This is a genomic window from Streptomyces sp. NPDC059649, assembly GCF_042734445.1.
Classification (GTDB): domain Bacteria; phylum Actinomycetota; class Actinomycetes; order Streptomycetales; family Streptomycetaceae; genus Streptomyces.
In genome coordinates, this window is the sequence record NZ_JBHWDV010000020.1 from 59,899 (window position 1) to 85,745 (window position 25,847).

At 71.6% G+C, this 25,847-nt stretch carries 6 protein-coding genes; 4 read left to right on the forward strand and 2 right to left on the reverse strand.

What is annotated here, in order from left to right; genetic code table 11:
• Window positions 1–218: 218 nt before the first annotated feature.
• Genes ACFV1J_RS21420 through ACFV1J_RS21435 form a run of 4 tightly spaced genes read left to right on the forward strand, consistent with a single transcriptional unit; the run spans window position 219 to window position 19,336 of the window.
• Window positions 219–16,547: an amino acid adenylation domain-containing protein gene (locus ACFV1J_RS21420; protein ID WP_385860446.1), complete on the forward strand. Its 16,329-nt coding sequence runs from the start codon at window positions 219–221 to the stop codon at window positions 16,545–16,547.
• Window positions 16,544–16,762: an MbtH family protein gene (locus ACFV1J_RS21425; protein WP_385860448.1), complete on the forward strand. Its 219-nt coding sequence runs from the start codon at window positions 16,544–16,546 to the stop codon at window positions 16,760–16,762. The genes ACFV1J_RS21420 and ACFV1J_RS21425 overlap by 4 nt, the downstream gene beginning before the upstream one ends.
• A 46-nt stretch (window positions 16,763–16,808) precedes the next feature.
• The gene (locus ACFV1J_RS21430) at window positions 16,809–18,008 is read left to right on the forward strand and encodes a cytochrome P450 (protein ID WP_385860450.1); all 1,200 of its coding nucleotides are present in this window, start codon (window positions 16,809–16,811) and stop codon (window positions 18,006–18,008) included.
• 35 nt (window positions 18,009–18,043) lie between these two features.
• A complete protein-coding gene (locus tag ACFV1J_RS21435) occupies window positions 18,044–19,336 on the forward strand; it encodes an activator-dependent family glycosyltransferase (protein ID WP_385860452.1) in 1,293 nt (430 codons plus the stop codon).
• 75 nt (window positions 19,337–19,411) lie between these two features.
• On the opposite strand, the gene ACFV1J_RS21440 is transcribed toward ACFV1J_RS21435, so the two are convergent.
• Complete coding sequence (locus ACFV1J_RS21440; protein ID WP_385860454.1) at window positions 19,412–20,596, reverse strand: alpha-hydroxy-acid oxidizing protein; 1,185 nt, start codon at window positions 20,594–20,596, stop codon at window positions 19,412–19,414.
• Window positions 20,593–25,827 (reverse strand): SDR family NAD(P)-dependent oxidoreductase, encoded by a 5,235-nt coding sequence (locus ACFV1J_RS21445; protein ID WP_385860501.1) that lies wholly within the window; start codon window positions 25,825–25,827, stop codon window positions 20,593–20,595. The genes ACFV1J_RS21440 and ACFV1J_RS21445 overlap by 4 nt, the downstream gene beginning before the upstream one ends.
• Window positions 25,828–25,847: the final 20 nt, after the last annotated feature.

The following is a 25,847-nucleotide window of genomic DNA, read 5'->3' on the forward strand; positions in this document are numbered from 1 at the left end:
ACAGGGGAATCGGCTTCTATCCTTGGCCGGCGTCCTGTTGACGGGACAGCTGATTGCTGTCGCGACGCAGTTCTCGTCTCTTTCTGAGAGCAAGGGCGAACGGCGTTCCTGAGATGTCCACAGATTTGTGACCAGCCGCCGATTATCACGCTCCCAGCTCCCACCCGCACCAGCGGTGAGCTGTCGCGTCCGCGCAAGATGAACAGGAGTGCCAGATCATGATCCCTTTGTCTTTCGCTCAGCGGCGTCTGTGGTTCATCGACAAGTTCGAGGGCCCATCCGCGACCTACAACGTGCCCGTTCTCGTCGAACTCACGGGCGAGTTGGACGTCGAGGCGCTGAGGGCGGCAGTGGCCGCCGTGGTGATGCGCCACGAGAGCTTGCGGACCCTGATCGTGGAGGACTCCGAAGGCGTTCCCGCCCAGCAGGTGGTGCCCGCCGATGAGGTCCGCCTGGACATCCCGCTGGTCGAGATCGCACCGGAACGGGTGGACGAGGCGATCCGGAGCGCCGCGCTCGCCACGTTCGTCCTGTCCCAGGACATCCCCGTGCGGGCCACCCTGTTCCGCACGGGTGCCAGGGAGCACCGGCTGCTGCTGCTGATCCACCACATCGCCGGCGACGGCGAGTCGATCCCCCCGCTCACCCGCGACCTGGGCGCCGCCTATACGGCGCAGCTGCACGGCGAGGACCCACGCTGGCCCGAACTCCCCGTCCAGTACGCCGACTACACGATGTGGCAGCGCGAACTGCTCGGTGACGAACGCGACCCCGACAGCGTGGTCTCCACCCAGCTCGACTACTGGCGCCGGGAGCTGCAGGGGGCACCACAGCCCCTGCGCCTGCCCACGGACCGGCCGCGCCCGCAGGCAGCCAGCCACCGTGGTGATGTCGTCGAGGGCACGGTCGACGAGACGGTGCTTGCCGAGGCCGAGGACCTGGCCAAACGCACCGGGTCGTCGGTCGCGATGGTGTTCCAGGCGGCCCTTGCCGTCCTGTTGCACCAGCACGGCGCGGGCGAGGACATTGCGATGGGCTCCACCGTCGCCGGCCGCCGGGACGCGGACCTCGCGGAACTGGTGGGGTTCTTCGTCAACACCTGGGTGCTGCGCACGAATCTGACGGGCAGTCCGACCTTCGAAGACGTTCTCCTGCAGGTGCAGGACAAGGCGCTGGCGGCCTACGACAACCAGGACGCACCGTTCGAGCTCCTGGTGGAGGCGCTCAACCCGGAGCGGTCCAACGCCTACCACCCGCTGTTCCAGGTGATGTTCACCTGGTCCACCGGCGCTCGCCTCGAGATCGAGCACCTCGACGGGCTGCGGGGCAGGGTCGCTCCGCTGTGGACGTCGATGGCCAAGTTCGACCTGGAGTTCAGCTTCTTCAACGAGCCGGGCACGCCCGGACTGTCGATCTTCCTGGAGTATGCGACCGACCTCTTCGACCGGTCCACGGCCCAGGCTTTCGTGGACCGCCTCCTGCGCACCGTGGAGCACATGGTCCGTGCCCCCTCGCGCCCCGTCGCGACGGCACAGGTGCTCACGGCCGCGGAGCGCGAGCTGGTTCTCCGGGCGTTCAACGACACCGCCGCCCGGACCCCCGCACTGACCGCCGACGCACTGATCGAACGGCAGGCCGCCGCCACTCCCGGGGCAACCGCCTTGGTCGACGGCGACATCAGCCTCACCTACGCGGAACTGGACGCGCGGGCCGAGAAGGTGGCGCGGGAGCTGGCCGTGCGCGGGGTCGGCCCGGAGACGCTGGTGGGCCTGGCACTGCCGCGCTCCGCGACGCTGATCGTGTGCCTGCTGGGCATCTGGAAAGCCGGCGCCGCGTATCTGCCCATCGACCCCAGGTACCCCAGCACACGCCTGGAGTCGATCCTGTCCGAGGCGGACCCTCAGCTGCTGCTGACCGACACCGCCACCGACACCGTGCTCCCGGCATCGCGGCACCCCCGACTGCTCGTCGAGGACATCGACTTCACCGCGGCGACTCCGTCCGTCCCCAGCACTGCGACCCGGCCCGCCAACGTGGCGTACGTGATGTACACCTCGGGTTCGACCGGCAGGCCCAAGGGCGTGATGATCACCCATGAGGACGTGGTCAACGGGGTGCTGCGGCTGGCCGACGTGGTCGGCATCGACGCCGGCACCCGAGTCCTGGCGGGCACATCCATCAACTTCGACGTGTCCGTCTTCGAGACCGTCACCACGCTGGCCAGGGGCGGCGTCCTCGAGGTGGTGCGCGACGTGCTCGTCATCGGCGAGCGCGACGGCTGGTCCGGCGGCGTCATCAGCACCGTCCCCTCCGTATTCGCCGAGCTCCTGGACCGCCTGGGCGGCAAGATCCGAGCCGACGCGGTCGTCTTCGCCGGCGAGGCACTGCCGGCCTCTCTCGTGGCGCGGGTCCGGGAGGCGATCCCGGGCGTGCGTGTGGTCAACGCCTACGGTCAGACCGAGTCGTTCTACGCCACCGCCTTCACCGCCGGCGCCGAGGGGGTCGCCACAGCCAGCGCACCCATCGGCACCCCACTGGGCAATATGCGCACCTACGTCCTCGGGCCGGGCCTGGAGCCGGTGGCCCCGGGCGTGGTGGGAGAGCTCTACGTGGCGGGCCGGGTGGCGCGCGGCTACCTCGGCAGGGCCACCCTGACGGCGGAGCGCTTCGTGGCCGACCCCCACGGCCCAGCCGGCGCACGCATGTACCGCACCGGCGACCTGGCCCGCTGGGGCGCCGACGGCTGTCTGGAGTACGTCGGCCGGGACGACGCACAGGTCAAGCTGCACGGGGTCCGCATCGAGCCGGGTGAGGTGGAGGCGGCCCTGACCGCTCACCCAGGAGTGGCGCAGGCCCTGGTGGTCACCCGCCGGCACGAAGGGCGCACGGTGCTCGTCGGCTACGTGGTGCCGACGGACCGGTGGGACTCGGGGCACGCCGCGGTCAACAGCCTCGGTGACCTCGACATCGACCTGACCGCCACGGTCTCCTCCCGCGATCTGCGCAGGTTCGTCTCCGGCAGACTGCCGGAGTTCATGGTGCCGTCGGTGTTCGTGATCCTCGACCGGCTGCCGCTGGCCCTCAACGGCAAGGTGGACCACCGGGCCCTGCCACAACCGGAGTTCGCCGGCTCCGTCTACCGGGCCCCGAGCACCCCGGCGGAACTGGTGCTCGCCGGTGTCTTCGCCGAGGTGATCGGCCTCGACCAGGTCGGAGTGGACGACGACTTCTTCGCCGTCGGCGGCGACAGCATCCGCTCCATCCAGGTCGTCTCCCGGGCCAGGACCCAGGGCATCCAAGTGACGCCCCGTCAGATCTTTGAGTGCCGCACCGTTGCGGAACTCGCCCGCACAGCCGCCCGCGAACGGCAAACCGAGCCCGCGCTGAAGGAACTGCCCGGCGACGGCGTCGGATTCATCCCACTGATGCCCATCGGCCACTACCTGAAAGAACTCGGCGGAGACACCGACCGGTTCACCATGGCGATGACCGTCGACCTTCCGGCCGCAATCGACCGCACGGGTCTGATCGCGACCCTGTCGGCCGCCTTCGACCGCCACGACATCCTGCGCTCCCGGCTGATCACCGGCGAGCGCACCGGGCTCGAGGTGGCCGAACCGCACAGCGCCGACGTGGAAGCGCTCATCCACCGCGTGGTGACCGACGGCGCCTGGAACGACGCATGGCGAGCGCAGGCCTCCCACGAGCTCGAGGCCGCAGCGGCCCGACTGGATGCCGCGGGCGGCGTGATGGCCCAGTTCGTCTGGTTCGACACGGGCACCGACAACCCCGGACGCCTCAGCATCGTGCTGCACCACTTCGCCGTGGACGGCGTCTCCTGGCGCATCCTGCTGCCCGACCTCGCCGACGCCTGGCGGCAGATCCGCGAAGGCCACGCCCCGCAGCTGCCCGCAGTGGGTACCTCGATGCGCCGCTGGGCCCATGCGCTCACCGACACCGCACCCGCCACCCGCGCCAAGGAGCTCGACCTGTGGAGCCGGACCCTGTCCGGATCCGATCCCGAGCTGGGCGACAGGCCCTTCGACGCCACCGTCGACACCATGGCCACCGTCCAGCGCGTCCAACTGGAGCTCTCGCCCCAGGCCACCGAGAACCTGCTCACCGCGCTGCCCGCCGCCTTCCGCTGCGGAGTGAACGACGGACTGCTGACCGCCTTCACCCTCGCCGTCGCCGCCTGGCGCAGAAAGCGCCACAGCACAGAACCCTCGGTGCTGATCCGCCTGGAAGGCCACGGCCGCGAGCAGGACATCATTCCCGGCGCCGACCTCTCGCGCACCATGGGCTGGTTCACCAGCATGTACCCGGTGCGCCTGAACGTCTCGGGCATCGACCTGGACCAGGCCCTCACCGGCGGCGACGCCGCCGCAGCCGCCCTCAAGGCCGTCAAGGAACAACTCCTCGCCGTCCCGGACAAGGGCGTCGGCTACGGCATGCTGCGCTACCTCGACGCCGAGTCCGCGGCCATCCTCGAACGGCACCGGCCCGGGCAGATCACCTTCAACTACCTGGGCCACTACGCAGGCTCCCACAACATGCCCGACAACCTGCGCGGCCTGGGCTTCACCCAGGCCGAGGACACCACCATGCTGGTGCCCCGGCTCCCCGCGGACATGCCCGCTCTTGCGGCCCTGGCCGTCACCGCGTACGTCACCGACACCGCACAGGGCCCACGCCTCGAAGCACACCTGGACCACCCCGCCGGGCTGCTGGCAGCACAGGACGTCCAAGAGCTCGCCGCCTTGTGGCAGACCGCCCTGGAAAGCCTTGCCCAGCACGCCGCGCAGGACGGCGAGGGCCGCCTCACCCCCTCCGACGTACCCCTCGTCACGGTCAGCCAGAGCGAGCTGGACATCTGGCAGGAACGCTTCCCGGCGCTGGCCGACGTATGGCCGTCGACCGCCATGCAGGAGGGCCTGCTCTTCCACACCGAGCTCGCCGGCGCCTCCTTCGACGCCTACCAGATGCAGTTCGTCCTCCACCTCGCGGGCGAGGTCGTACCGCACCGGCTGAAGGCGGCCGGACAGGCACTGCTGGAGCGCCACGCCAACTTGCGGACATCCTTCGTGACCGACAGCGCCGGCAACCGGGTCCAGATCGTGCAGACCGGCGTCGAAATGCCCTGGTACGAGTGCGATCTGAGCACCCTGCTGGCCGACGAACAACACACCCGCCGCAAGCACTTCCTCACCACCGAGCACGCCACCTCTTTCGACCCGGCCAAGGCGCCGCTCCTGCGGCTCTCCCTGATCAAGCTGAGCGCCGACCGGTGGAATCTGGTCTTTACCGCCCACCACGTCCTGTTCGACGGCTGGTCGGTCCCCCTCCTGATGCAGGACCTGCTGCGCCTGTACGGCTCCGGCGGCGACGGCTCCGCACTGGGCACCGCACCCGCCTACCGCGACTTCGTGGCCTGGCTCGCCCGCCGGGACCGCGACGAGTCCGCCCGCGCCTGGGCCCGGGAACTGGACGCCGTCGACGAGCCGACGCTGCTGATGCCGGACGCCCCGGCCGCAGGAGGCGAGTCCTCCGGCGTCGGACAGGTCGACGTACCCCTCACCACGGAGCACTCCATCCGCCTCGCCCGCCGCGCCAGCGAGCTCGGCCTGACACTCAACACCCTGGTCCAGGGCACATGGGGAGTGCTCCTGGCCGGACTGACCGGACAGCGCGACGTGCTCTTCGGCGCCACCGTCTCCGGCCGCCCGCCGCAGATCGAGGGCGTCGGCGAGATGGTCGGCATGTTCGTCAACACCGTGCCGGTGCGCATGGACTGCGCACCCGGCGACACGCTGCACAGCCTCCTGTCCACACTGCAGGACCGCCAGAGCGCGCTCCTGGACCACCACCATCACGGCCTGTTGGAGATGCAGCAGACCACCGGACTGCGCACACTCTTCGACACCCTGGTCGTCTTCGAGTCCTACCCGATCGACGGCGTGGCGCTCAGCGACGCCTACGAGGCCGCCGGCATCCGGGTCACCGGCCTCAGCCCCCTCAGCAGCACCCACTACCCGATCGTCGTCATGGCCTCCGCCGAACCGCACCTCAAGGTCGGCCTGCAGTACCAGCACCACCTCCTGACACCCGACCAGGCCAACCTCCTGGCCCGCCGCCTCGGACTCGTCCTCGGGCAACTGGCCGAGAACCCCGAGCTGCCCGTCAGCCAAGTGGAACTACTCGAGCCCGCCGAACGCGACCGCTTCCTCGTCGACATCAACCACACACAGGCCCACACCCCCGAACTGACCGCCCCCGGCCTGTTCGCACAGCAAGTGGCACGGACACCCAACGCTACCGCCGTGACCTGCGACGACGTCAGCCTCACCTACGCGGCGCTCAACGAGCGCGCCGACCGTCTCGCCGCCGCACTGACAGCTCGGGGCGTCGGGCCGGAGGCCGTCGTCGGCCTGGCACTGCCGCGCACGGCGGACCTGATCACCGGCATGCTCGCGATCTGGAAGGCCGCCGGAGCCTATCTGCCCATCGACCCGCACTACCCCGGCTCCCGCCTCGAGCACATCCTGCGCAGCGCCCGGCCCGGACTGATCCTCACCGACGCCGCCACCAGGGACCGCCTCCCCGACCACGGAGTCGCCACGCTGCTGCTCGACGACATCGACCTCGAAGCCGGTGACACGCCACAGCAGCCGGCCGCGACACCGCAGCCGGGCCACGCCGCCTACGTGATGTACACCTCCGGCTCCACCGGCACCCCCAAGGGCGTGGTGGTCACCCACGCCAACGTGGTCAACGGCGTGACGCAGCTCGCCGAGCGGATCGGGGTGGACGCGCACACCCGGATGTTCGCGGGCGCCTCCATCAACTTCGACGTGTCCGTCTTCGAGACCATGACGACACTGGCCCGCGGCGGAAGCGTCGAGCTCGCCAGGGACTCCCTGGTGCTCGCCGAACGCGAGACGGTGTCGGCGAACGTGATCAGCACCGTGCCGTCGGTCTGCGCCGAACTCGTCGACCGCATGCCCGCGCTCCCCGACCCGGTCACCCTCGTCCTGGCGGGCGAGAGCCTGCCGACCGCGCTCGTACGCCGCATCCGCCAGGCACTGCCCGATGCCCGCATCGTCAACGCCTACGGGCAGACCGAGTCGTTCTACGCCACCACCTTCACCGCCCCGACCGGACAGCCCGGGCAGGCCACCCAGAGCACCCCGATCGGCACGCCGATCGGAAACATGCGCACCTACATCCTCGGCCCCGCGCTCACTCCCGTACCGCCGGGCCGGGCAGGCGAGCTGTACGTCGGCGGGAACATCGCCCGCGGCTACCTCGGCCGCGCGGACCTGACCGCGGAGCGCTTCGTGGCGGACCCCTTCGGCCCCGCGGGCGCGCGCATGTACCGCACCGGTGACCTGGCCCGTTGGACCCCGGACGGGCAGTTGGAGTACCTCGGCCGCGACGACAGCCAAGTCAAGATCCGCGGCATCCGCGTCGAACCCGCCGAGGTCGAGCGCGCCCTGGCCGAACACCCCGACGTCGCCCAGGCCGTGGTCGTCGCCCGGGACCTCGCCGACACCCGGAACAAACAGCTCGTCGCCTACGTGGTCGCCGCAGAGCACCGCAGCGGCGATCTGACCGACGCGGTGCGCGGCTACCTCCAGGAGCGGATGCCCGCGCACCTGGTGCCGGCCGCCGTCGTCGCCGTCGACGCCATGCCGCTGTCCGCCAACGGCAAGCTGGACCGACAGGCACTGCCCGCACCCCACTTCGCCGCGGGCACCACGGGCAGAGGCCCGCGCACCGCTCAGGAAGAGCTGCTGTGCGAGCTGTTCGCCGAGGTCCTGCACGTGGACCGGGTCGGTATCGACGACGACTTCTTCGCCCTGGGCGGCCACTCGATCATGGCCACAAAGCTCGTCAACCGCATCCGGGTCGCACTGCGCAGCGAGGTGGAACTGCGCACCCTGTTCACCCACCCCACCGTGGCCGGCCTCGTCCCGCACCTGGACGGCTCGTCCGGCTCCCGGCCGCCGCTGGCCCCCGCGACCGACCGGCCCGACCGGCTCCCGCTGTCCTTCCCCCAGCGCAGGCTGTGGTTCCTGCACAAACTCGAGGGCTCCGCGGCCACCTACAACCTGCCGGTGGTCCTCCGACTCGACGGTGACCTCGACGTACGAGCGCTGGAGGAGGCGGTCAACGACGTCGTGACCCGGCACGAGATCCTGCGCACGGTCTACCGGGAGGTCGACGGCAAGCCCTACCAGCAGGTCCTCGCGCCCGAACACGCCCGAATCGCCCTCCCCGTACGCCCCGTCGAGGGCGAGGACGGTGTGGCCGCAGCCGTCGACGCTGCCGCCCGCCACCCCTTCGACCTCGCCGACGAGATCCCCTTCAAGCCGGTCCTGCTCGGCGCGGGACCGACCACGTACGTCCTGGCCCTGGTGGTCCACCACATCGCGGCGGACGGCTGGTCCGCGACACCGCTGGCCAAGGACCTCGCCACGGCCTACGCCGCCCGCACCCAGGGCGCGGCCCCCAACTGGACGCCGCTGCCGCTCCAGTACGCGGACTACGCCCTGTGGCAGCGCACGCTCCTGGGCGACGACACCGACCCGGACAGCCTGTTCAGCAGGCAGTACCGCTACTGGTCCCGCCAGTTGGCCAGGCTCCCCGAGACCGTCACGGTGCCCGGCGACCGGCCGCGCCCCGCGGAACTGGACCGCAGCGGAGCCTTGCTGCAGTTCACCATGGACGCCACGCTGCACGACGGCCTCGGCGCACTGGCCCACTCCACCCGCACCACCCCCTTCATGGTGCTGCAGGCCACCATGGCCGCGCTGCTGAGCCGGCTGGGAGTGGGCACGGACATCGCGCTCGGCAGCGGCATCGCCGGCCGGGTCGACGAGAACCTCAACGACCTGATCGGACTCTTCGTCAACGTCCAGGTGATGCGCACCGACACCTCGGGCGACCCGACCTTCGCCGAACTGCTCGACCGGACCCGCAGGACGAGCCTGGCCGCCTACACCCACCAGGACATTCCCTTCGACGCCCTCGTCGAAAAGCTCAACCCCCAGCGCTCCGCATCGGTCAACCCGCTCTTCCAGGTGGCCCTGATCCTGCAGAACACCGAGGACATCGACTTCGAACTGCCCGGACTGCGGGTCGTCAGCGAGGACGTGGGCACCGGAACCTCCCGCTACGACCTGACACTGAGCCTGAGCGAAACCTTCCACGACCGCACCGCACCGGCCGGCATCCACATCGCGGCCGAGTACTCCACCGTGCTGTTCGACGCCGCCACGATCGAAACGCTCATCGCCCGCTGGGAACGGCTCATCGCCGCCGCCGTCCACGACCCCTCGCAGCGCATCGGCGACGTCGACATCCTCACCGCCGAGGAACGCAGCGCCCTGCTCGCCGCCGAGCAGCAGACCGAGCAAACGGTGGCGGCGGCCACCTTCCCACAGCTCTTCCACAACCGGCTGGTACGGGCTCCGCAGGCCACCGCTGTGGAATCCGCCGACGCGTCATGGTCGTACGAGGAGCTGAACGCGCGGGCGAACCGGATCGCACACTGGCTGATCGCCCGGGGCATCGGCCCCGAGCAGTCGGTCGGCGTCGCCATGGCACGCAGCGCCGACCAAGTCGCCATCGCCCTCGGCATCTTCAAGGCCGGCGCCGCGTATCTGCCCGTCGACCCCGACTACCCGGCCGACCGCATCCTGTTCATGCTCCGCGACGCGGCCCCCTCCGTCCTGCTGACCACCACCGACCACATCGGGTTGCTCCCGGACCCGCAGAGCACCGAGGTCGTGGCCGTCGACAGCCCGGCGGTCCGGGCGGCCTGGCAGGACAGCCCGGCGGTGGACCCCGAGGTCGCCCTGGTTCCCGACCACCCCGCCTATGTCATCTTCACCTCCGGCTCGACCGGCCTGCCCAAGGGCGTCACCGTCACCCACGCGGGCCTCGCGGCCTTGAGCCGCACCACACGGGACCGCCTCGCACTGACCCCCGACTCCCGCGTCCTCCAGGTCGCCGCGCCCAGCTTCGACGCCGCCCTCTGGGAGCTCGTACAGACCCTCACCGTCGGCGCCACCCTCGTGGTGCCCCGTGAACAGCGCCTGGTCGGTGACACTCTGCTGCAGAACCTGGACGACCACGGCATCACACACGTCATGCTGCCCCCCAGCGTGCTCGCCGCCCTCCCCGCCGACGCCGCACGCACCCTGCCGCAACTGCGCACCGTCACCGTCGGCGGAGAAGCCTGCCCGCCGTCCCTGGTCGCCGCCTGGGCGCCGGGGCGCCGCTTCGTCAACGCCTACGGCCCCACCGAAACCACGATCTGCGGCGCCGTCAGCGCCCCGCTGGACACCAGCCACACGCCCATCGGCACCGCAGTCGACGGCAACCGGCTCAGGGTCCTCGACGACCGGCTCGTGCCGGTGGCACCCGGTGTCGCAGGCGAGCTCTACGTGGCCGGGCCCAGCCTGGCCCGCGGATACCTCCACCGCCGCGGACTCACCGCCGAGCGATTCGTCGCCGACCCCTACGGACCCCCCGGAACGCGGATGTACCGCACCGGCGACCTCGTGCGCCAGGGTACGGACGGGCAACTGGTCTACGTCGGCCGCAGCGACGACCAGGTCAAGATCAACGGTCTGCGCATCGAGCCCGCAGAGATCTCCGCGGTCCTGGAGCAGCACCCGCACGTCGCCCAGGCCGTCGTCATCGTCCGCGAAGGCAAGGACGGCGGACCACGCCTGGTGGGCTACGCGGTCCCCACACCTGCTGCCGACGGGCGGACAACGGACGCCGACGAACTGCGCACGCACCTGGCCGACCGGCTCCCGCAGTTCATGGTGCCCGCACAGCTCATACTGCTCGACAGCCTGCCGCTGACGCCCAACGGCAAGCTCGACAAGGCCGCGCTGCCCGAACCGCCGGCCGAGGAGAGCGCCTACCAGGCGCCGCGCACCGACGCCGAGAAGACCCTCGCCGCCATCTACGCCGACATCCTCCACCAGGACCGGGTCGGAATCGACGCCGACTTCTTCGCGATCGGCGGCGACAGCATCCGCTCCATCCAGGTCGTCTCCCGCGCCCGCGAACAGGGCATCAGGATCACACCGCGGCTGATGTTCAAACACCGCACCGTGGCCGAGCTCGCCGAAGCCGCCGCGGCCGGCGACCAGCGCGGACCGAACCGCCGCGAACCCGCGGGCGGCGGAGTCGGCTGGATGCCGCTGATGCCGGTGATGCGCCAGATGGCCGAAGTGGTGGGAAACCACGACGGATTCGCCATGTCGATGGCGGTGGAACTGCCGACCGGGATCGACAAGGCCGCCCTGGTGGCCGTACTGTCCGCGGTCGTCGACCACCACGACATGCTGCGCTCCCAGCTCCGTATCCGCGCCGGTGAGCCGGGCCTGGACGCCGCCGCGCCCGGCACCACCGACGTGGCCGCTCTGCTGCACCACAGCCCCTGCACCGGCGACTGGGACGACCCCGGCTGGCGGCAGAAGACCAAGGACGAGGTCACCGCGCTCACCCGCGAACTGGACGCGGCCGCCGGGCACATGGCCCGCATCCTGTGGTGCGACGCCGGACCGCACACCGCCGGACGCCTGGTCCTGATCCTGCACCACCTCGTCGTCGATGGCGTCTCCTGGCGCATCCTGCTGACCGACCTCGCCCAGGCATGGGACCAGCACCGACAGGGCCGCCCGGTGCGGCTCGCCCCGGTGCCCACCACCATGCGCCGCTGGTCCTACGGTCTGCTCGAAGCGGCCACCGCGCCCGAGCGGGTCAGCGAACTCGCCTACTGGCAGCAGGTACTGGAACGCCCCGAGCCGCTGCTCGGCTCCCGCGCCCTCGACCCGGCCCTCGACGTGCGCACCAGCGTGGAGACGGTGCGCATCGAGCTGGACCACCGCACCACCGAGGCGCTGCTGACCACACTGCCCGCCGCCTTCCACGGCGGTGTCGACGACGGCCTGCTCACCGCGCTCGCGCTGGCCCTGGCCACATGGTGCTGCCGGCGGGGGATCGACGAGACCGCACCGCTGATCCGGCTCGAAGGACACGGCCGCGAGGAAGGCGCGGTCCCCGGCACCGACACCACCAGCACGGTCGGCTGGTTCACCAGCGTCTACCCCGTCCGGCTCGACGTGGGCGGCATCGATCTCGACGAGGCGCTACGCGGCGGCCGCCCGGCGGGCCAGGCCGTGAAAACCGTCAAGGAACAGCTCCGCAAGATCCCCGACAAGGGCATCGGCTACGGCCTGCTGCGCCACCTCAACCCGCGCACCGCACAGGCCCTTTCGGCCCACGGCGACGGGCAGGTCCTCTTCAACTACCTGGGCCGCTTCGGCACGGCCGGTCAGACGCCGCAGGCCGGCGCCACGGGCTGGACGATCGCCCACGGCCTGGACGACCTGGCCCCGGAGCCGACCGCCCCGGCCCTGGCCGTCCTGGACGTCACCGCGTACGCCACCGAGACCCCGCAGGGCCCCCGGCTGAGCGCCGACATCGCCTTCCCCACCGGGGTGCTCACCCGGCAGGAGGCACGGCAGTTCGCGGACCTGTGGCGCACCGCCCTGGAGGCGCTGGCCCGCCACGCCCGCACACCACAGGCAGGCGGCCTGACACCGTCCGATGTGCCGCTGGCCCAAGTGCGCCAGCGGGACCTGGAGGAGTGGGAGCAGCGCCACCCGGGCGTGACCGACGTCTGGCCGCTCACCTCGATGCAGTCCGGCCTGCTCTTCCAAAGCCAGCTGGCGGGCGCCGAATCCGACGCCTACCAGGTGCAGCTGGTCTTCCACCTGGACGGCCCCGTGGAGCCCGAGCGGATGCGGGCGGCCGGCCAGGCCCTGCTGGACCGCTACGACAGTCTGCGCACCGCGTTCGTGGCCACCTCGGACGGCGACCCCGTGCAGCTGCTGCTCCAGCGGGTCGAACTGCCCTGGCAGACGCTGGACGTGAGCGAGCTGCCCGACCAGGAGCAAGCGGCGCACCTGCGGGAGCTGCTCGCCGCGGACCAGGCCACGCGCTTTGACCCCTCGGCGCCACCGATGCTGCGGCTGGCCCTCGTCAAGCGGGCGGCAGACCGGCATGCCTTGGTACTGACGGTCCACCACATCGTCTACGACGGCTGGTCGGCGCCCCTGGTGCTGCAGGATCTGCTGAGCCTCTACGCCACCGCCGGCGACGCCGCGTCACTGGAGCGCATACCCCCCTACCGGGACTTCCTCGACTGGCTCGCCCGCCAGGACCGCGAGGCGGCGGCACGAGCCTGGCAAGCGGAGCTGGACGGGGTGAACGAGCCGACACTGGTGGCTCCCCAGGCACGGCAGGACGCCGACGGCAGCCACCGCAGGACACCGGTCGACCTGCCCGAGGACACCGCACGCAGGCTGTCACAGCGCGCGGCGGAGCTCGGCATCACCCTCAACACCCTGGTGCAGGGGGCCTGGGCCCTGCTGCTCGCGGCACAGACCGGCCGCCAAGACGTGGTGTTCGGCGCGACCGTCTCCGGCAGGCCCCCGCAGGTGGCCGGCGTGGAAGCGATGGTCGGCCTGTTCATCAACACCCTTCCGGTGCGGGTGAGTCCACAGCCCCAGCAGAGCACCGCCGAGCTGCTGCGCGACCTCCAGGAGCGGCAGGCCGCGCTGATGGACCACCACCACCTCGGACTCGCCGAGATCCACCGGGCCACACAACTGGCCACCCTCTTCGACTCGGTAGTGGTCTTCGAGTCCTACCCGGCCGACGACGACGGCCTCGAGAAGACGCTGGGCGCGGCCGGGATCACCATCACCGCAATGGACTGGGAGGCGGCGGTCCACTACCCGCTCGCCCTGTTCGCCACCGCCGACCCCGACCTGCAGCTGATCCTGGGCTACCGGGACGACGCCTTCGACGCACAGACCGTCCAGCGCCTCGCCGCCCGGCTGACACGGATCCTGGAGGACCTCGCGGAAGACCCCGCCGCCGCGGTGGGCCGGATCGACGTGGTGACACCGGCCGAACGCCGGCAACTGCTGACCGGGTTCAACACCACCGCGGCCGAAGCCGCCCAGGAGAACGTGGCCGACCTGTTCGAACAGCGGGCCGCCCGGCACCCGCAGGCGGTCGCGGTGATGTGCGGCGACACCACCCTCACCTACCGGGACCTCGACGAACGGGCCAACCGGCTCGCACACGTCCTGGCGGCATCCGGAGTCGGCCCGGAGTCCCTGGTCGGCCTCGCCCTGCCGCGCTCACCCGAGCACATCATTGCCGTACTCGCCATCGCCAAGGCCGGCGGCGTCTATCTGCCGATCGACGCGGCCTACCCCGCCGAACGCATCGCCTTCATGCTGGGCGACGCGAACCCCGTGGTCCTGGTGACCGACCGGCGGACCTCCGCCGAGCTGCCGCACAGCACCTGCCCGCACCTCGTCATCGACGCGGAGGACACAGCCCGGCAGATCGCCGCCGCCCCGGCGCAGCCGTCCGGCGCGGCCGCCCGCGGGCACGCCGACCAACTGTGCTACGTGATGTACACCTCCGGCTCCACCGGCCGGCCCAAGGCGGTCGGCATCTCCCACCGGGCACTGGCGGTGCTGACGGCGGACCGGAGCCTGCACGACAGCCGCATCGAGCGGGTCCTCATGCACAACACCCAGGCATTCGACACCTTCACCTACGAGCTGTGGGTGCCCCTGCTGCGGGGCTGCGCCATCGTCGTCCTGCCGTCCGGGCGGCTGGACCCCTCCGGCCTCGCGGACGTGATCACCACACAGGGCGTCACCGGCCTCATCATGACGGCAGGCCAGTTCATGGCCATAGCCGACGAGGCACCCGGCGCCTTCGACGGGGCCCGCGAGGTGTGGACCGTCGGCGACGTGGTCACCCCGGCCGCCGTGGCCCGGGTGCGGCGCGCCTGCGCCGGCCTGACCGTGGTCAACGGATACGGCCCGACCGAGACCACCGCGGCCACCTCCGTGCACATCGTCACCGGCGCGGACGAGCCGGGCGACGTCGTACCGATCGGCCGGCCGATGGACAACACCCGGCTCTACGTCCTGGACGCGGCGCTGCGCCCGGTGCCCGTAGGCGTCTACGGCGAGCTGTACGTCGCCGGCGAGCGGCTGGCCCGCGGCTATCTGGGCCGGCACGGCCTGACCGCGGAACGCTTCGTGCCCTGCCCCTTCGGCAGCCCCGGCGAGCGCATGTACCGCACCGGCGACACCGCGGCATGGACCCCGCAGGGCCGGCTGCTCTTCCGCGGCCGCGTCGACAACCAGGTCAAGGTCCGGGGCTTTCGCATCGAGCTCGGCGAGGTGGAGACGGTGCTCGCTGGCCACCCCCGGGTCGGGCAGGCGGTCGTGGTCGCGCGCGATCACCGCGGCACCGGCAAACGCCTGGTCGCCTACCTCACCTCGGCCCCCGGAGCAACACTCGACGTGGACGAGCTGCGCTCCTTCGCCGGACAGCGGCTGCCCGAGCACATGGTGCCGTCGGCCTTCGTGGTCCTGGACGCCTTCCCGCTGGCCGCGACCGGCAAGGTGGACCGCACGGCACTGCCCGCCCCGCAGTTCGCCAGCGAAGCCGCCTACCGGGCCCCCCGCAATGCGCAGGAGGAGCTGCTGGCGAGCGTGTTCGCGCAGATCCTGGGCCTGGAACGGATCGGGCTCGACGACAACTTCTTCACACTGGGCGGACACTCACTGCTCGCCACCCGCCTCATCAGCCGGATCCGCACGGTACTGAAGCTGGAGGTCCCGCTCCGCCTGGTGTTCCAGGCCCCCACCGTCGCACAGCTCGCGGCCCGCCTGTCCACAGGCCTGGAGACCACCGACGGCGGCGGACCGCTCGACGTGCTCCTGCCGCTGCGGACCGGCGGCAGCAAGCCTCCCCTGTGGTTCCTCCACCCCGGCTTCGGCCTGTGCTGGTCCTACCTGGGCCTAGCCGCCGGCTTCGAGGACCGCCCGGTGTACGGCATCCAGGCCCGGGGCTTCGACGGCACACCGCTGCCGCACACCTTCGCGGCGATGGTCGACGACTACGTCGAACAGATCCTCGCCGTCCAGCCGCACGGCCCCTTCCACCTGGCCGGGCATTCCATCGGCGGCACCCTCGCCCAGGCAGTCGGCGCCTCACTCCAGCACCGCGGACACCAGGTCGCCCTCGTCGCCCTGCTCGACGCCGTACCGGGCAACTGCTTCAAGCAGCTGTCGGAGGGACACCTCGTCCGCTCCGAGGCACGCGACCTGCTCGACGGCTACCTGCCGGGCGACGCCGCGGACGAGGAACGCAACGCCGTCCTCGACAACGGCTCGGCCATCATCGTCGAACACGCCCGCCTGGTCGCGGAGTTCGCACAGCCCACGTACCGCGGCACCACTCTGTTCTTCAACGCGACGCGCAGCCCTGAGGCACAGCCCGGTCTGTGGGACCCCTACCTCGAGGGACCGTTGCACACCTTCGACATCGACGTCACACACTTCGGCCTGACCGACCCCAAACCGGCGGCCGAGATCTCCACCGTCATCGACCGGTATCTCAAGGGTGAGGAGCCCGCATGAGCACGAACCCCTTCGACGACGACAACGGCATGTTCCACGTGCTGGTCAACGACGAGGAACAGCACTCCCTGTGGCCGGCGTTCGCCGATGTCCCCGCCGGCTGGCGGGTCGCCCTCGGCCCGGACCGGCGCCAGGACTGCCTGGCCTACATCGAAGAGCACTGGACCGATCTGCGTCCCAAGAGCCTGCGCGACGCCATGGCGGCCCAGAACTAGTGCCCCGCCCGCGCACCACGACGACGCGAGAAGAAGAGGAACTCAGATGACCCGACCTCCCCAGGACTGGGGTGTGAACCCGAACTACTTCTGGCTGTGGGGCCGTCGGCCGGATGCGCCCGTCACCATCGATGACGGCGGGGTGGTCCATGTCTACGGGCACGCCGAGTGCCTGGAGGTCTACGGCAACCCGCAGGCGTACTCGTCCAACGTGGAGGCCCTGCTGCTCGGGGAAGCACCCGAGGGCGAGGCCCTCAACGAGGGAGCGCTCAGCGCCGCGGACCCGCCCAAGCACACCAAGATGCGCAAGATAGTCAGCCGCGCCTTCACACCGAAGATGGTCGCCGACCTCGAACCGCGCATCGTCGAACTCGCCGGTGACCTCCTCGACGCGACACAGGGCCGCTCAGGCCTGGAACTCATCAGCGACCTGGCATACCCCCTGCCGGTCATCGTGATCGCCGACATGCTCGGCGTGCCGGCCGGCGACCGGGAGCTCTTCAAGCAGTGGGTGGACCAGATCCTGGCCGCGGCCGGCGATCTGACGGTGGAGAGCACGGGAAAGAGCCGCGAGGACGAGGACGTCGCGGCCGCCATGGGGCAGCTGCCCGAGCTCATGGACTACCTGCGCGCGCACGTCGCCGAGCGACGCACCAAGCCGCGCGAGGACCTGCTCACCAAGCTCGTCGAGGCGGAGATCGGGGGGGAGCGGCTGAGCGAGAACGCCGTGGTGACCTTCGCGCGGGAACTGCTCGTCGCCGGCCACCTCACCACCAGCGCCACGATCGGCAACATGCTGCTGTGCCTGGACAGCCACCCCGAGCAGATGGCGCGGATACGTACGAACCCGCGCCTGGACGCAGGGGTGGTCGAGGAGACGCTGCGGTTCTACGGTCCGCTCGCGGCCTCGGTGCGTGCCAGCGTCGCCGACACAGAGCTGGCGGGCGTCAAGGTGCCCAAGGGCCGCCTCGTGCGCCTGTGGCTCGGCGCCGCCAACAGGGACACACGCCAATTCACCGACCCTGACGTCTTCGACCCGGACCGCGACCCCAACCCGCACCTGGGCTTCGGCCGTGGCATCCACTTCTGCATCGGTGCGCCGCTGGCCCGGCTCGAGAGCCGGATCGCACTGCGGATGCTCCTGGAGCGCTACCCGAAGCTGCGCAGGGACATGGATCACGCCCCCGAATTCCTGGCACTGGACGACATTCTCGGTGTCTCGAAATTGCAGATGCTCACCGACTGAGTGGCGACCTGCGCACGCGGAGGAGAAGAAGTGCGATGCGAGTCCTGTTTGTAGTCTTTCCCTGGCGAACCCACTTCCAGCAGACCGTGCCGCTGGCCTGGGCGCTGCAGGCGGCGGGGCACGAGGTGCGGGTCGCCAGCGGCCCCGCGCTGACCGACGTCATCACCAGCTCGGGCCTGACGGACGTACCGGTCGGTCCTGACGAGCCGGTGTTCGAGCGCATCGAGCACGCGCAGGCCCAGTTGTACGAGCAACTGGTCGCCGAGCACGGTGAGCACAACGACATCCTGGTCGACCTGTCCGAGAACCGGGAGGAGGTACTGACCTGGGAACGCCTGCGCTGGGGATACCGGTTCCTGAGCGCGACCTACCGGGGCGCCAACGACGCGATGGTCGAGGAGCTGGTCGACTACGGCCGCTGGTGGCAGCCGGATCTGGTGGTCTGGGACTGGATGAGTCCGGCCGGCGCGATCGCGGCCACCGCGCTCGGTGTTCCCCATGCACGCATCCGCACCGAACTCGACGTGGAGGGCCGCCTGCGGCGGCACTATCTGCGGGTGCGGGCGCAGCAGCCGGCGGCGGACCGTGAGGATCCGCTGGGGGACTGGCTGCGGCAGTGGGCGGACAAGTACGGCGCGGAGTTCGGCGAGGAGATGGTGACGGGGCAGGTGCAGATCGAGCAGATGCTGGGCTCGATGCGGCTGGAGTCGGACGTCCCCCACCTTCCGATGCGCTTCCTGCCCTACCACGGCCCGTCGAGCGTCCCACGATGGGCCCGCCAGGACCCGTCCAGGCCCCGCGTCCTGGCCACCTTCGGCATCAGCCTGGAAACGGATCCCTCGGCCGCGGCCTTCTCCGCGGAGCAGGTGCAGGGCATGCTCGATGCGGTGGCCGACCTGGACATCGAGCTGGTGCTGACGCTGCCCGAACGCTTCCACAAGGAACTGGTGCGGGTTCCCGGCCATACCCGGCTGGTGGAGTTCGTGCCGTTGAACGCGGTGATCGGCTCGTGTGCGGCGGTGATCCATCACGGAGGTGTGCCGGCGTTCATGGAGGCGGTCGCCCACGGCGTGCCACAGCTGATCGTCAGCCGCGCCATCCCCGACATGGGCGAGCGCGGTCCGCGGCTGGAGCGCGCCGGGGCGGGTCTGTGGATTCCGGGAGATACGCCGCAGGAATTCGACGGGGACCGGATCCGGGCCGCGCTGGTGCGGCTGCTGCAGGAGCCCGGCTTCAGGGAGGGCGCCGGGCGGCTGCGCGAGGAGTTCCTCGCCCAGCCCTCACCCAGCGACGTGGCCCGGGAACTGGAACGCCTCGCGGCGCGCTAACGCGGCGAGGCCGGACCGCTGCCGGGACGTCCAAGACGTCCCGGCAACGGCCCGGCCACCTCCGTTCACATGCGGCTACGGCAGCGGCAACGGCCCCGCCGCAGCGAGCAGTTCCGGGCCGAGCGCCTCGGCACTGCCGTAGCCCGTCAGCGTCAGTACCACATCGAGCTCGGCCAGCAGGCACCGCAACACATGGCGTACGCCCGCACGCCCGTCCAAGGCCAGGCCGTACAGATACGGCCTGCCGTACAGCACCGCGTCAGCGCCCAGGGCCAGCGCCTTGACGACGTCGCTGCCGGTACGGACACCGGAGTCCAGCAGCACGGTGACGCCGTCCCCGACAGCCGCGCGCACGGCAGACAGACAGTCGAGAGCGCCGGCCGCACCGTCCAGCTGGCGCCCCCCGTGATTGGAGACGATCACGCCGTCCGCGCCGCTTGCCACCGCACGCCGCGCGTCGTCCGGGTGCAGCACGCCCTTGACGAGAACGGGCAGGTCGGTCAGGCCGCGCAGCCACGCCAGCCGCTCCCAGGTCAGCGCGAGGTGACCGGTGACACCCGCCCAGTGCCTGACGACCTCCTTGGTGCCGGCATTCGGCGGCAGCGCCGCCCGGAACACCGGATCGCTGGTGTAGTGGGCGAGCCCCACCCCGCGCAGCATCGGCAGAAAGCCGTGGTCGAGGTCCGCGGGCCGGTAGCCGATGGAAGGATTGTCGACCGTGACGACCAGTGCCGTGTATCCGCTCGCCTCGGCCCGGCGCACCAAGGATGCGGTCAGTGCGTCGTCCGTGGGCCAGTAGAGCTGGAACCACCGGGGACCCGGCCCGGCCGCGGCCGCCACCTCCTCCAGGCTGTGCGAGGCGTACGAGGACAGGACGAACGGCACCCCCGCATCCGCCGCTCCCCGGACGGTGGCGAGTTCGCCCTCGGGGTGCACCGTGGTGTGCGCGGAGATCGGCGCCAGCAGGACCGGCGTGGGCAGGCGCTCGCCGAGCACGGAGACCGACAAGTCGCGCCGCGTGATGCCGCGCAGCGCGCGCGGCACCAATCGCCACCGGTCGAAGGCCTCCCGGTTCGCGCGGCCGGTCAGCCCGGTGCCCGCGTTACCGGCCACGAAGGCGAACGTCGCCGGATCGAGCACCACACGGGCCGCTTCTTCCAACGCCTCGAAATTGGTGGTGACTTGGCCGGCACGGCCGTCGGGACCCGCCAGATAGATGTCCCGCAACAGGTCGCCGGGGGCGGCGGTCCGCATGGTCATGACGTCGAGGTCTCCTTCTCGGTGGCGGTATCGGGCGCTCTGCCCGACAACAGCTCCTGGTGCAGAAAGTCGGCCAGTTCACGTGGCGTCGGCCAGTCGAAGACGAAGGTGGCCGGGAGCCGGTGCCCGGTCGCCGCCGTGATGCGGTTGCGCAGCTCCACCGCCGCAAGTGAGTCCACCCCCACGTGGTCGAACGGCAGAGCCGGGTCGACGGCGTCGGCCGAGGTGTGGCCGAGCACGTCGGCGATCACTCCGCGCAGCCGCTCCAGGATCGCGTCGCCGTCGGCGTCCGCCGGCCACACGGCCCCCTCCGGGCGTCGCGCCCGCGCCGCATCGCCCTCCTGGCCCTCCTGCTCCCAGGCGCCGACTTGGGACAGCGCGGTCGGGGCGGCGCCGTCCCAGCGTGCTGCGACCGCCACCGGGTGCCCGTCGCGGACCGCAGTATCGAGGAAGGCCAGGCCCTGCTCGACAGGCATTAGCAGGATGCCCAGGCGGGCCATGCGGGCGATCTGGGCCTCGGTCAGGGTGCTGCCCATGCCGCCCCCCACGTCCCACTGGCCCCACACCACGGCCACTCCCGGCCGGCCCGCCGCCTGCCGCTGCTCCATCAGGCCTTCCAGGAACGCGTTCGCGGCGGCGTACGCGCCCTGGCCCGCAGAGTTGAGCGTCCCGGCCACAGAGGAGAAGACAACGAACGCGGACAGGTCCAGCGCCGCGGTCAGTTCGTGCAGATGGAACGCCGCATCGACCTTCGGGCGCAGCGCCCGCTCCAGGCTGTCCGCGCTCAGCTCGGTCAGCAGACCGCCTTCGAGGACGCCCGCGGCGTGCACGACGCCGCCGATGCGTATGCCGGCCCCGGCGAGCTCGTCGAGCGCGGCGGCCAGCGCCTCGGGGTCGGCGGCGTCGCAGCGCACCGTGCGGACCTCGGCGCCGAGGTCCTGCAACTCTGCGACGGCGCGCGCCGACGCACCGGTGGGGGCGCTGCGGCCCATCAGCACGAGCTGGCGCACACCGTGACGCTCCACCAGATGCCGCGCGGTGATCCGGCCGAGCCAGCCGAGGCCGCCGGTGATCAGCACGGCCCTCGCACAGTCCCAGTAACTCTTGACGCCCGGCACCTCGACGGGGGCCAGTAGCGGCCGGTGGACGGTGCCCGAGCGCAGCGCGACCTGCGGTTCTCCCGTGGCCAGGGCGGCGGCGAAGGCCTTGCGGGAGGCATCGGTGCCGTCCTCGTCCAGCAGGACGAACCGGCCCGGGTGCTCGGCCTGCGCGGAGCGGATCAGCCCCCACACCGCCCGGTGGACGGGCTGCGGACCGGGGGCGGACGCGCCTGCCCCGTCGACGGTGACGGCGCCGCGGGTGGTGATCACCAGCCGGGTGTCCGTCCCTTGCCCGGCCGCAAGGATCTGCCGGGCCGCGTGCAGAACCTCCATCAGCGCCTCGCGGGCAGCCGCAGGCGCATCCCCCTCGGGGGCGGGGCACGGCAGCACGACCATCCTGGGAGCAGGCCCGTTCGAGGCAAGTGCCTCGGCGAGGCTCGGCCAATGCTCCTGCGGTGCGGTGTCGGGCAGTTCGGGCAGCGCAACCCAGCGCGGCACCAGCAGACCCTCAAGTGCCCCCGCGCCGACAGGGCCGGGGCCGCCGGCCGCAGCCGGCCCCAGCGTGAGCGAGCCGACCGAGACCACCGGGCGCCCGTCGAGGCCGGTCAGCTCGAGCGCGAAGGCGTCCGGCCCGGACGATGTCAGACGAACCCGTGCCCGGTCCTCGGCGGTGACGGCGTGGACGCGCACATCGGTCCATGTCTTCACGACCCTGCCCGGGCCGGCGACGCCGTCGGCTGCCAACGGGTGCAAGGCGGCGTCGAGCAGCACCGGGTGCAGCGCGTGGGTGCCGGCGACGGTCCCGGTGGGCAGCGCCACCTCGGCCAGGACATCAGCACCCGACCGCCACAGCGCGCGGACGCCGCGGAACGCCGGTCCGTAGTGCCACTCCCGCATCGCCGGCGCGCGGTAGAGCTCCTGCGGCGTCATACCGAGGGGCTCGGCGTCCTCGGGCAGACCGGTGCCGTGCGGGGCGGCGCCCGTGCCCGGCTCCTGACGCGCCACGGTGCCGTGGGCGTGCCGGGTCCAGGCCGAGGCACCGGAGTCATCCGCCCGGCGGGCGTGCACAGTGACCGAGCGCCTGCCGTCGGCGTCGGCGGCCGTCAGGAACACTTGCACGTCGACCTGTGCGCCCTCCGGCACCGCCACCGGAGCCTCGAGGGCGAGCCGCTCGACGGTGTCGTCGCCCAGCGTGCGGGCGGCGCTCACCACCATGTCCAGCACAGCGGTGCCCGGCAACTGCACCCGGCCGCTGACGTGGTGGTCGGCCAGCCACGGCAGTTCGGCGCGCGAGATCTGTCCGGTGAACAGGGTGCCCTGCGCCTGTGGCACATCCGTGGCGGCGGCCAGGACCGGGTGGTCGAGCCCGGTGAGCCCACCCGGCCGCACCTGCCGTGGTGTGTCCAGCCAGTAGCGACGACGCTGGAAGGGATAGGTCGGCAGCGGGACGCGGCGGGCACCGGTGTGGGCGAACACGGCCGCCCAGTCCACCTCGGCGCCGACCGTGTGAAGCCTGGCCACCGCGCTCAATAGGGCACTCTCCTGCGGCTGTTGACGCCGCTGTGCGGCGATGACCGTCGGCGCGCCGTCCTCGTCGAAGCAGGCGGTGGCCATCGCGGTGAGCTCGCCCGTCGGGCCGATCTCCAGGAACCGGTCGCAGCCGAGCTTCGCCAAGGACCGGACACCGTCCTGGAAACGGACCGTGCCCAGGGCGTGGCGCACCCAGTAGCCGGGGTCCATCAGCTCGTCCTTGCGCACCGGCTGCCCGGTCAGGTCCGACACCACCGTCAGCCGCGGCTCCCGGAACGTCAGCCGCTCGGCCACGGCGGCCAGCTCGGCACCGGCGGGCGCCATCAGAGGTGAGTGGAAGGCGCGGCTGACCTTGAGCCAGGTCGCCCGGCCTCCGGTGCTCTCGAACTCGGCCACCACGGCGGCGAGTTCGGCCCGGGCGCCGGACAGGACGGTGGCCCTTGGCCCGTTGACGGCCGCGACGGCGAGCCGGTCCGTATGCCCGGCGATCAGTGCGAGGGCGGTGTCCTCGTCGGTCCGCAGCGCGGCCATGGCACCGCCTTCAGGAAGCTGCTGCATGATCCGGCCGCGGGCCACGGCCAGTTCGGCCGCGTCGGCGAGGGAGAGCACGCCGGCGGCATGCGCGGCGGCGAGCGCGCCGACGGAATGCCCGATGACGGCTTCGGGCCGCACCCCGTAGTGCTCCAGGAGGCGGAAGAGGGCGACCTCGTAGGCGAAGAGCGCGGGCTGGGTGTACTGCGTGCGATGGATCAGCGCGGCCTCGGGCGAGTCCGCCGGCGCGAAGAGGATCGACCGCAGGGGCTGTTCGAGACGGGGGTCGAGTTCCGCGCAGGCGGCGTCGAAAGCCGTCGCGAACTCGGGGAAGGCGCGATACAACTCCCGGCCCATGCCCGGGAATTGTGCTCCTTGTCCGGCGAAGAGGAAGGCCGTGCGCCCTTCACTCGCCCGGCCGAGCGCGGCAGGGGCCGCACCCGGGGCGTCCGCCACGGCGCGCAGGCCCTCCAGCAGACTGTCCCGGTCCTGGGCCAGCACCACCGCGCGATGCATCCCGTGATGACGGGTGGTGGCCAGGCTGAAGCCGACGTCGACGGGGCCGGCAGCAAAGGCGTGCTCGGCGGTCAGCCCCTCGAGGACCTGGCGCGCCTGGGCACGCAGCGCCGCTTGACTGTGCCCGGACAGCGGGACGGGCACGACGGCCGCAGCGGCTGCCTCGGCCGTCGCCGCGCGGGCGCGGCTTTCGGCGACGGGTTCGGGGGCCTGCTCCAGGATGACGTGGGCGTTGCTGCCGCTGATGCCGAAGGAGGAGACCGCGGCCCGGCGCGGGCGCCCCAGGTCGGGCCAGGGCCGTGCCCGGGACAGCAGCGCCAGCGTCCCCGCCGACCAGTCGACATGCGGCGTCGGTTCGTCGACGTGCAGGGTGCGCGGCAGCAGTCCGTGCCGCATCGCCATGGTCATCTTGATGACGCCGGCGACCCCGGCGGCGGCCTGGGTGTGGCCGATGTTGGACTTGAGGGAGCCCAGGTGAAGCGGGCGTTCGGGGTCGCGCTCGCCGTAGGTGGCCTGCAGCGCCCGGGCCTCGATCGGATCGCCCAGAGCGGTGCCGGTGCCATGGGCCTCCACGGCGTCGACCTGGTCGGCGCTCAGACCGGCGGCGGCCAGCGCCTGGCGGATGACGAGTTCTTGAGCCCGGCCGCTGGGGGCCGTCAGACCCTGGCTCAGGCCGCTCTGCGTGACAGCGGAACCGCGTACGACGGCGAGCACGGGGTGACCGAGGCGGCGCGCGTCGGCGAGGCGCTCCAACAGCAGCAGCCCGACGCCCTCGGACCAGGCGGTGCCGTCCGCGGATGCGGAGAACGACTTGCAGCGGCCGTCCGCGGACAGCGCACGCTGCCGGCTGAACTCCACGAAGGACGCGGGCGTGGCCATGACGGTGGCGCCCCCCGCCAAGGCCAGCGAACACTCGCCGCGGCGCAGTGCGGCAGCGGCCAGATGCAGCGTCACCAGGGACGACGAGCACGCGGTGTCCACGGTCAGGGCCGGCCCCTCGAACCCGAACGTGTGGGCGAGGCGGCCCGAGGCCACGCTGCCCGCGCTGCCGAGCCCGACATAGCCCTCGTACCCGGCAGGCGCCGGGGACAGCCTCGAGCCGTAGTCGTTGTACATGGCGCCGACGAAGACGCCTGTACGGCTGCCGCGCAGCGCCGCCGGGTCGAGCGCGGCACTCTCGAAGGCCTCCCACGCCGTCTCCAGCAGCAGCCGCTGCTGCGGGTCCATGGCGTGCGCCTCGCGCGGCGAGACCCGGAAGAACTCGGCGTCGAACTCCGCCGCGTCGTAGAGGAATCCGCCTTCTTCGACATACGAGGTGCCCTGCCGTTCCGGATCCGGATCGTAGAGCGCGGACAGGTCCCAGCCACGGTCGGTGGGGAACGGGCCGATCGCGTCGGTCTCGTCCGTCACCAGGCGCCACAGCTCCTGCGGGGAAGCGACCCCGCCGGGATAGCGGCAGGCCATGCCGACGATGGCGATCGGGCCGCTCTCGCGCTCGGCCCCGCTCGCTGCCTCGGCACGAAGCCGTTCGTTGTCCTTGAGCGCAGCCCGCAACGCGTCGACGACCTGGGCGG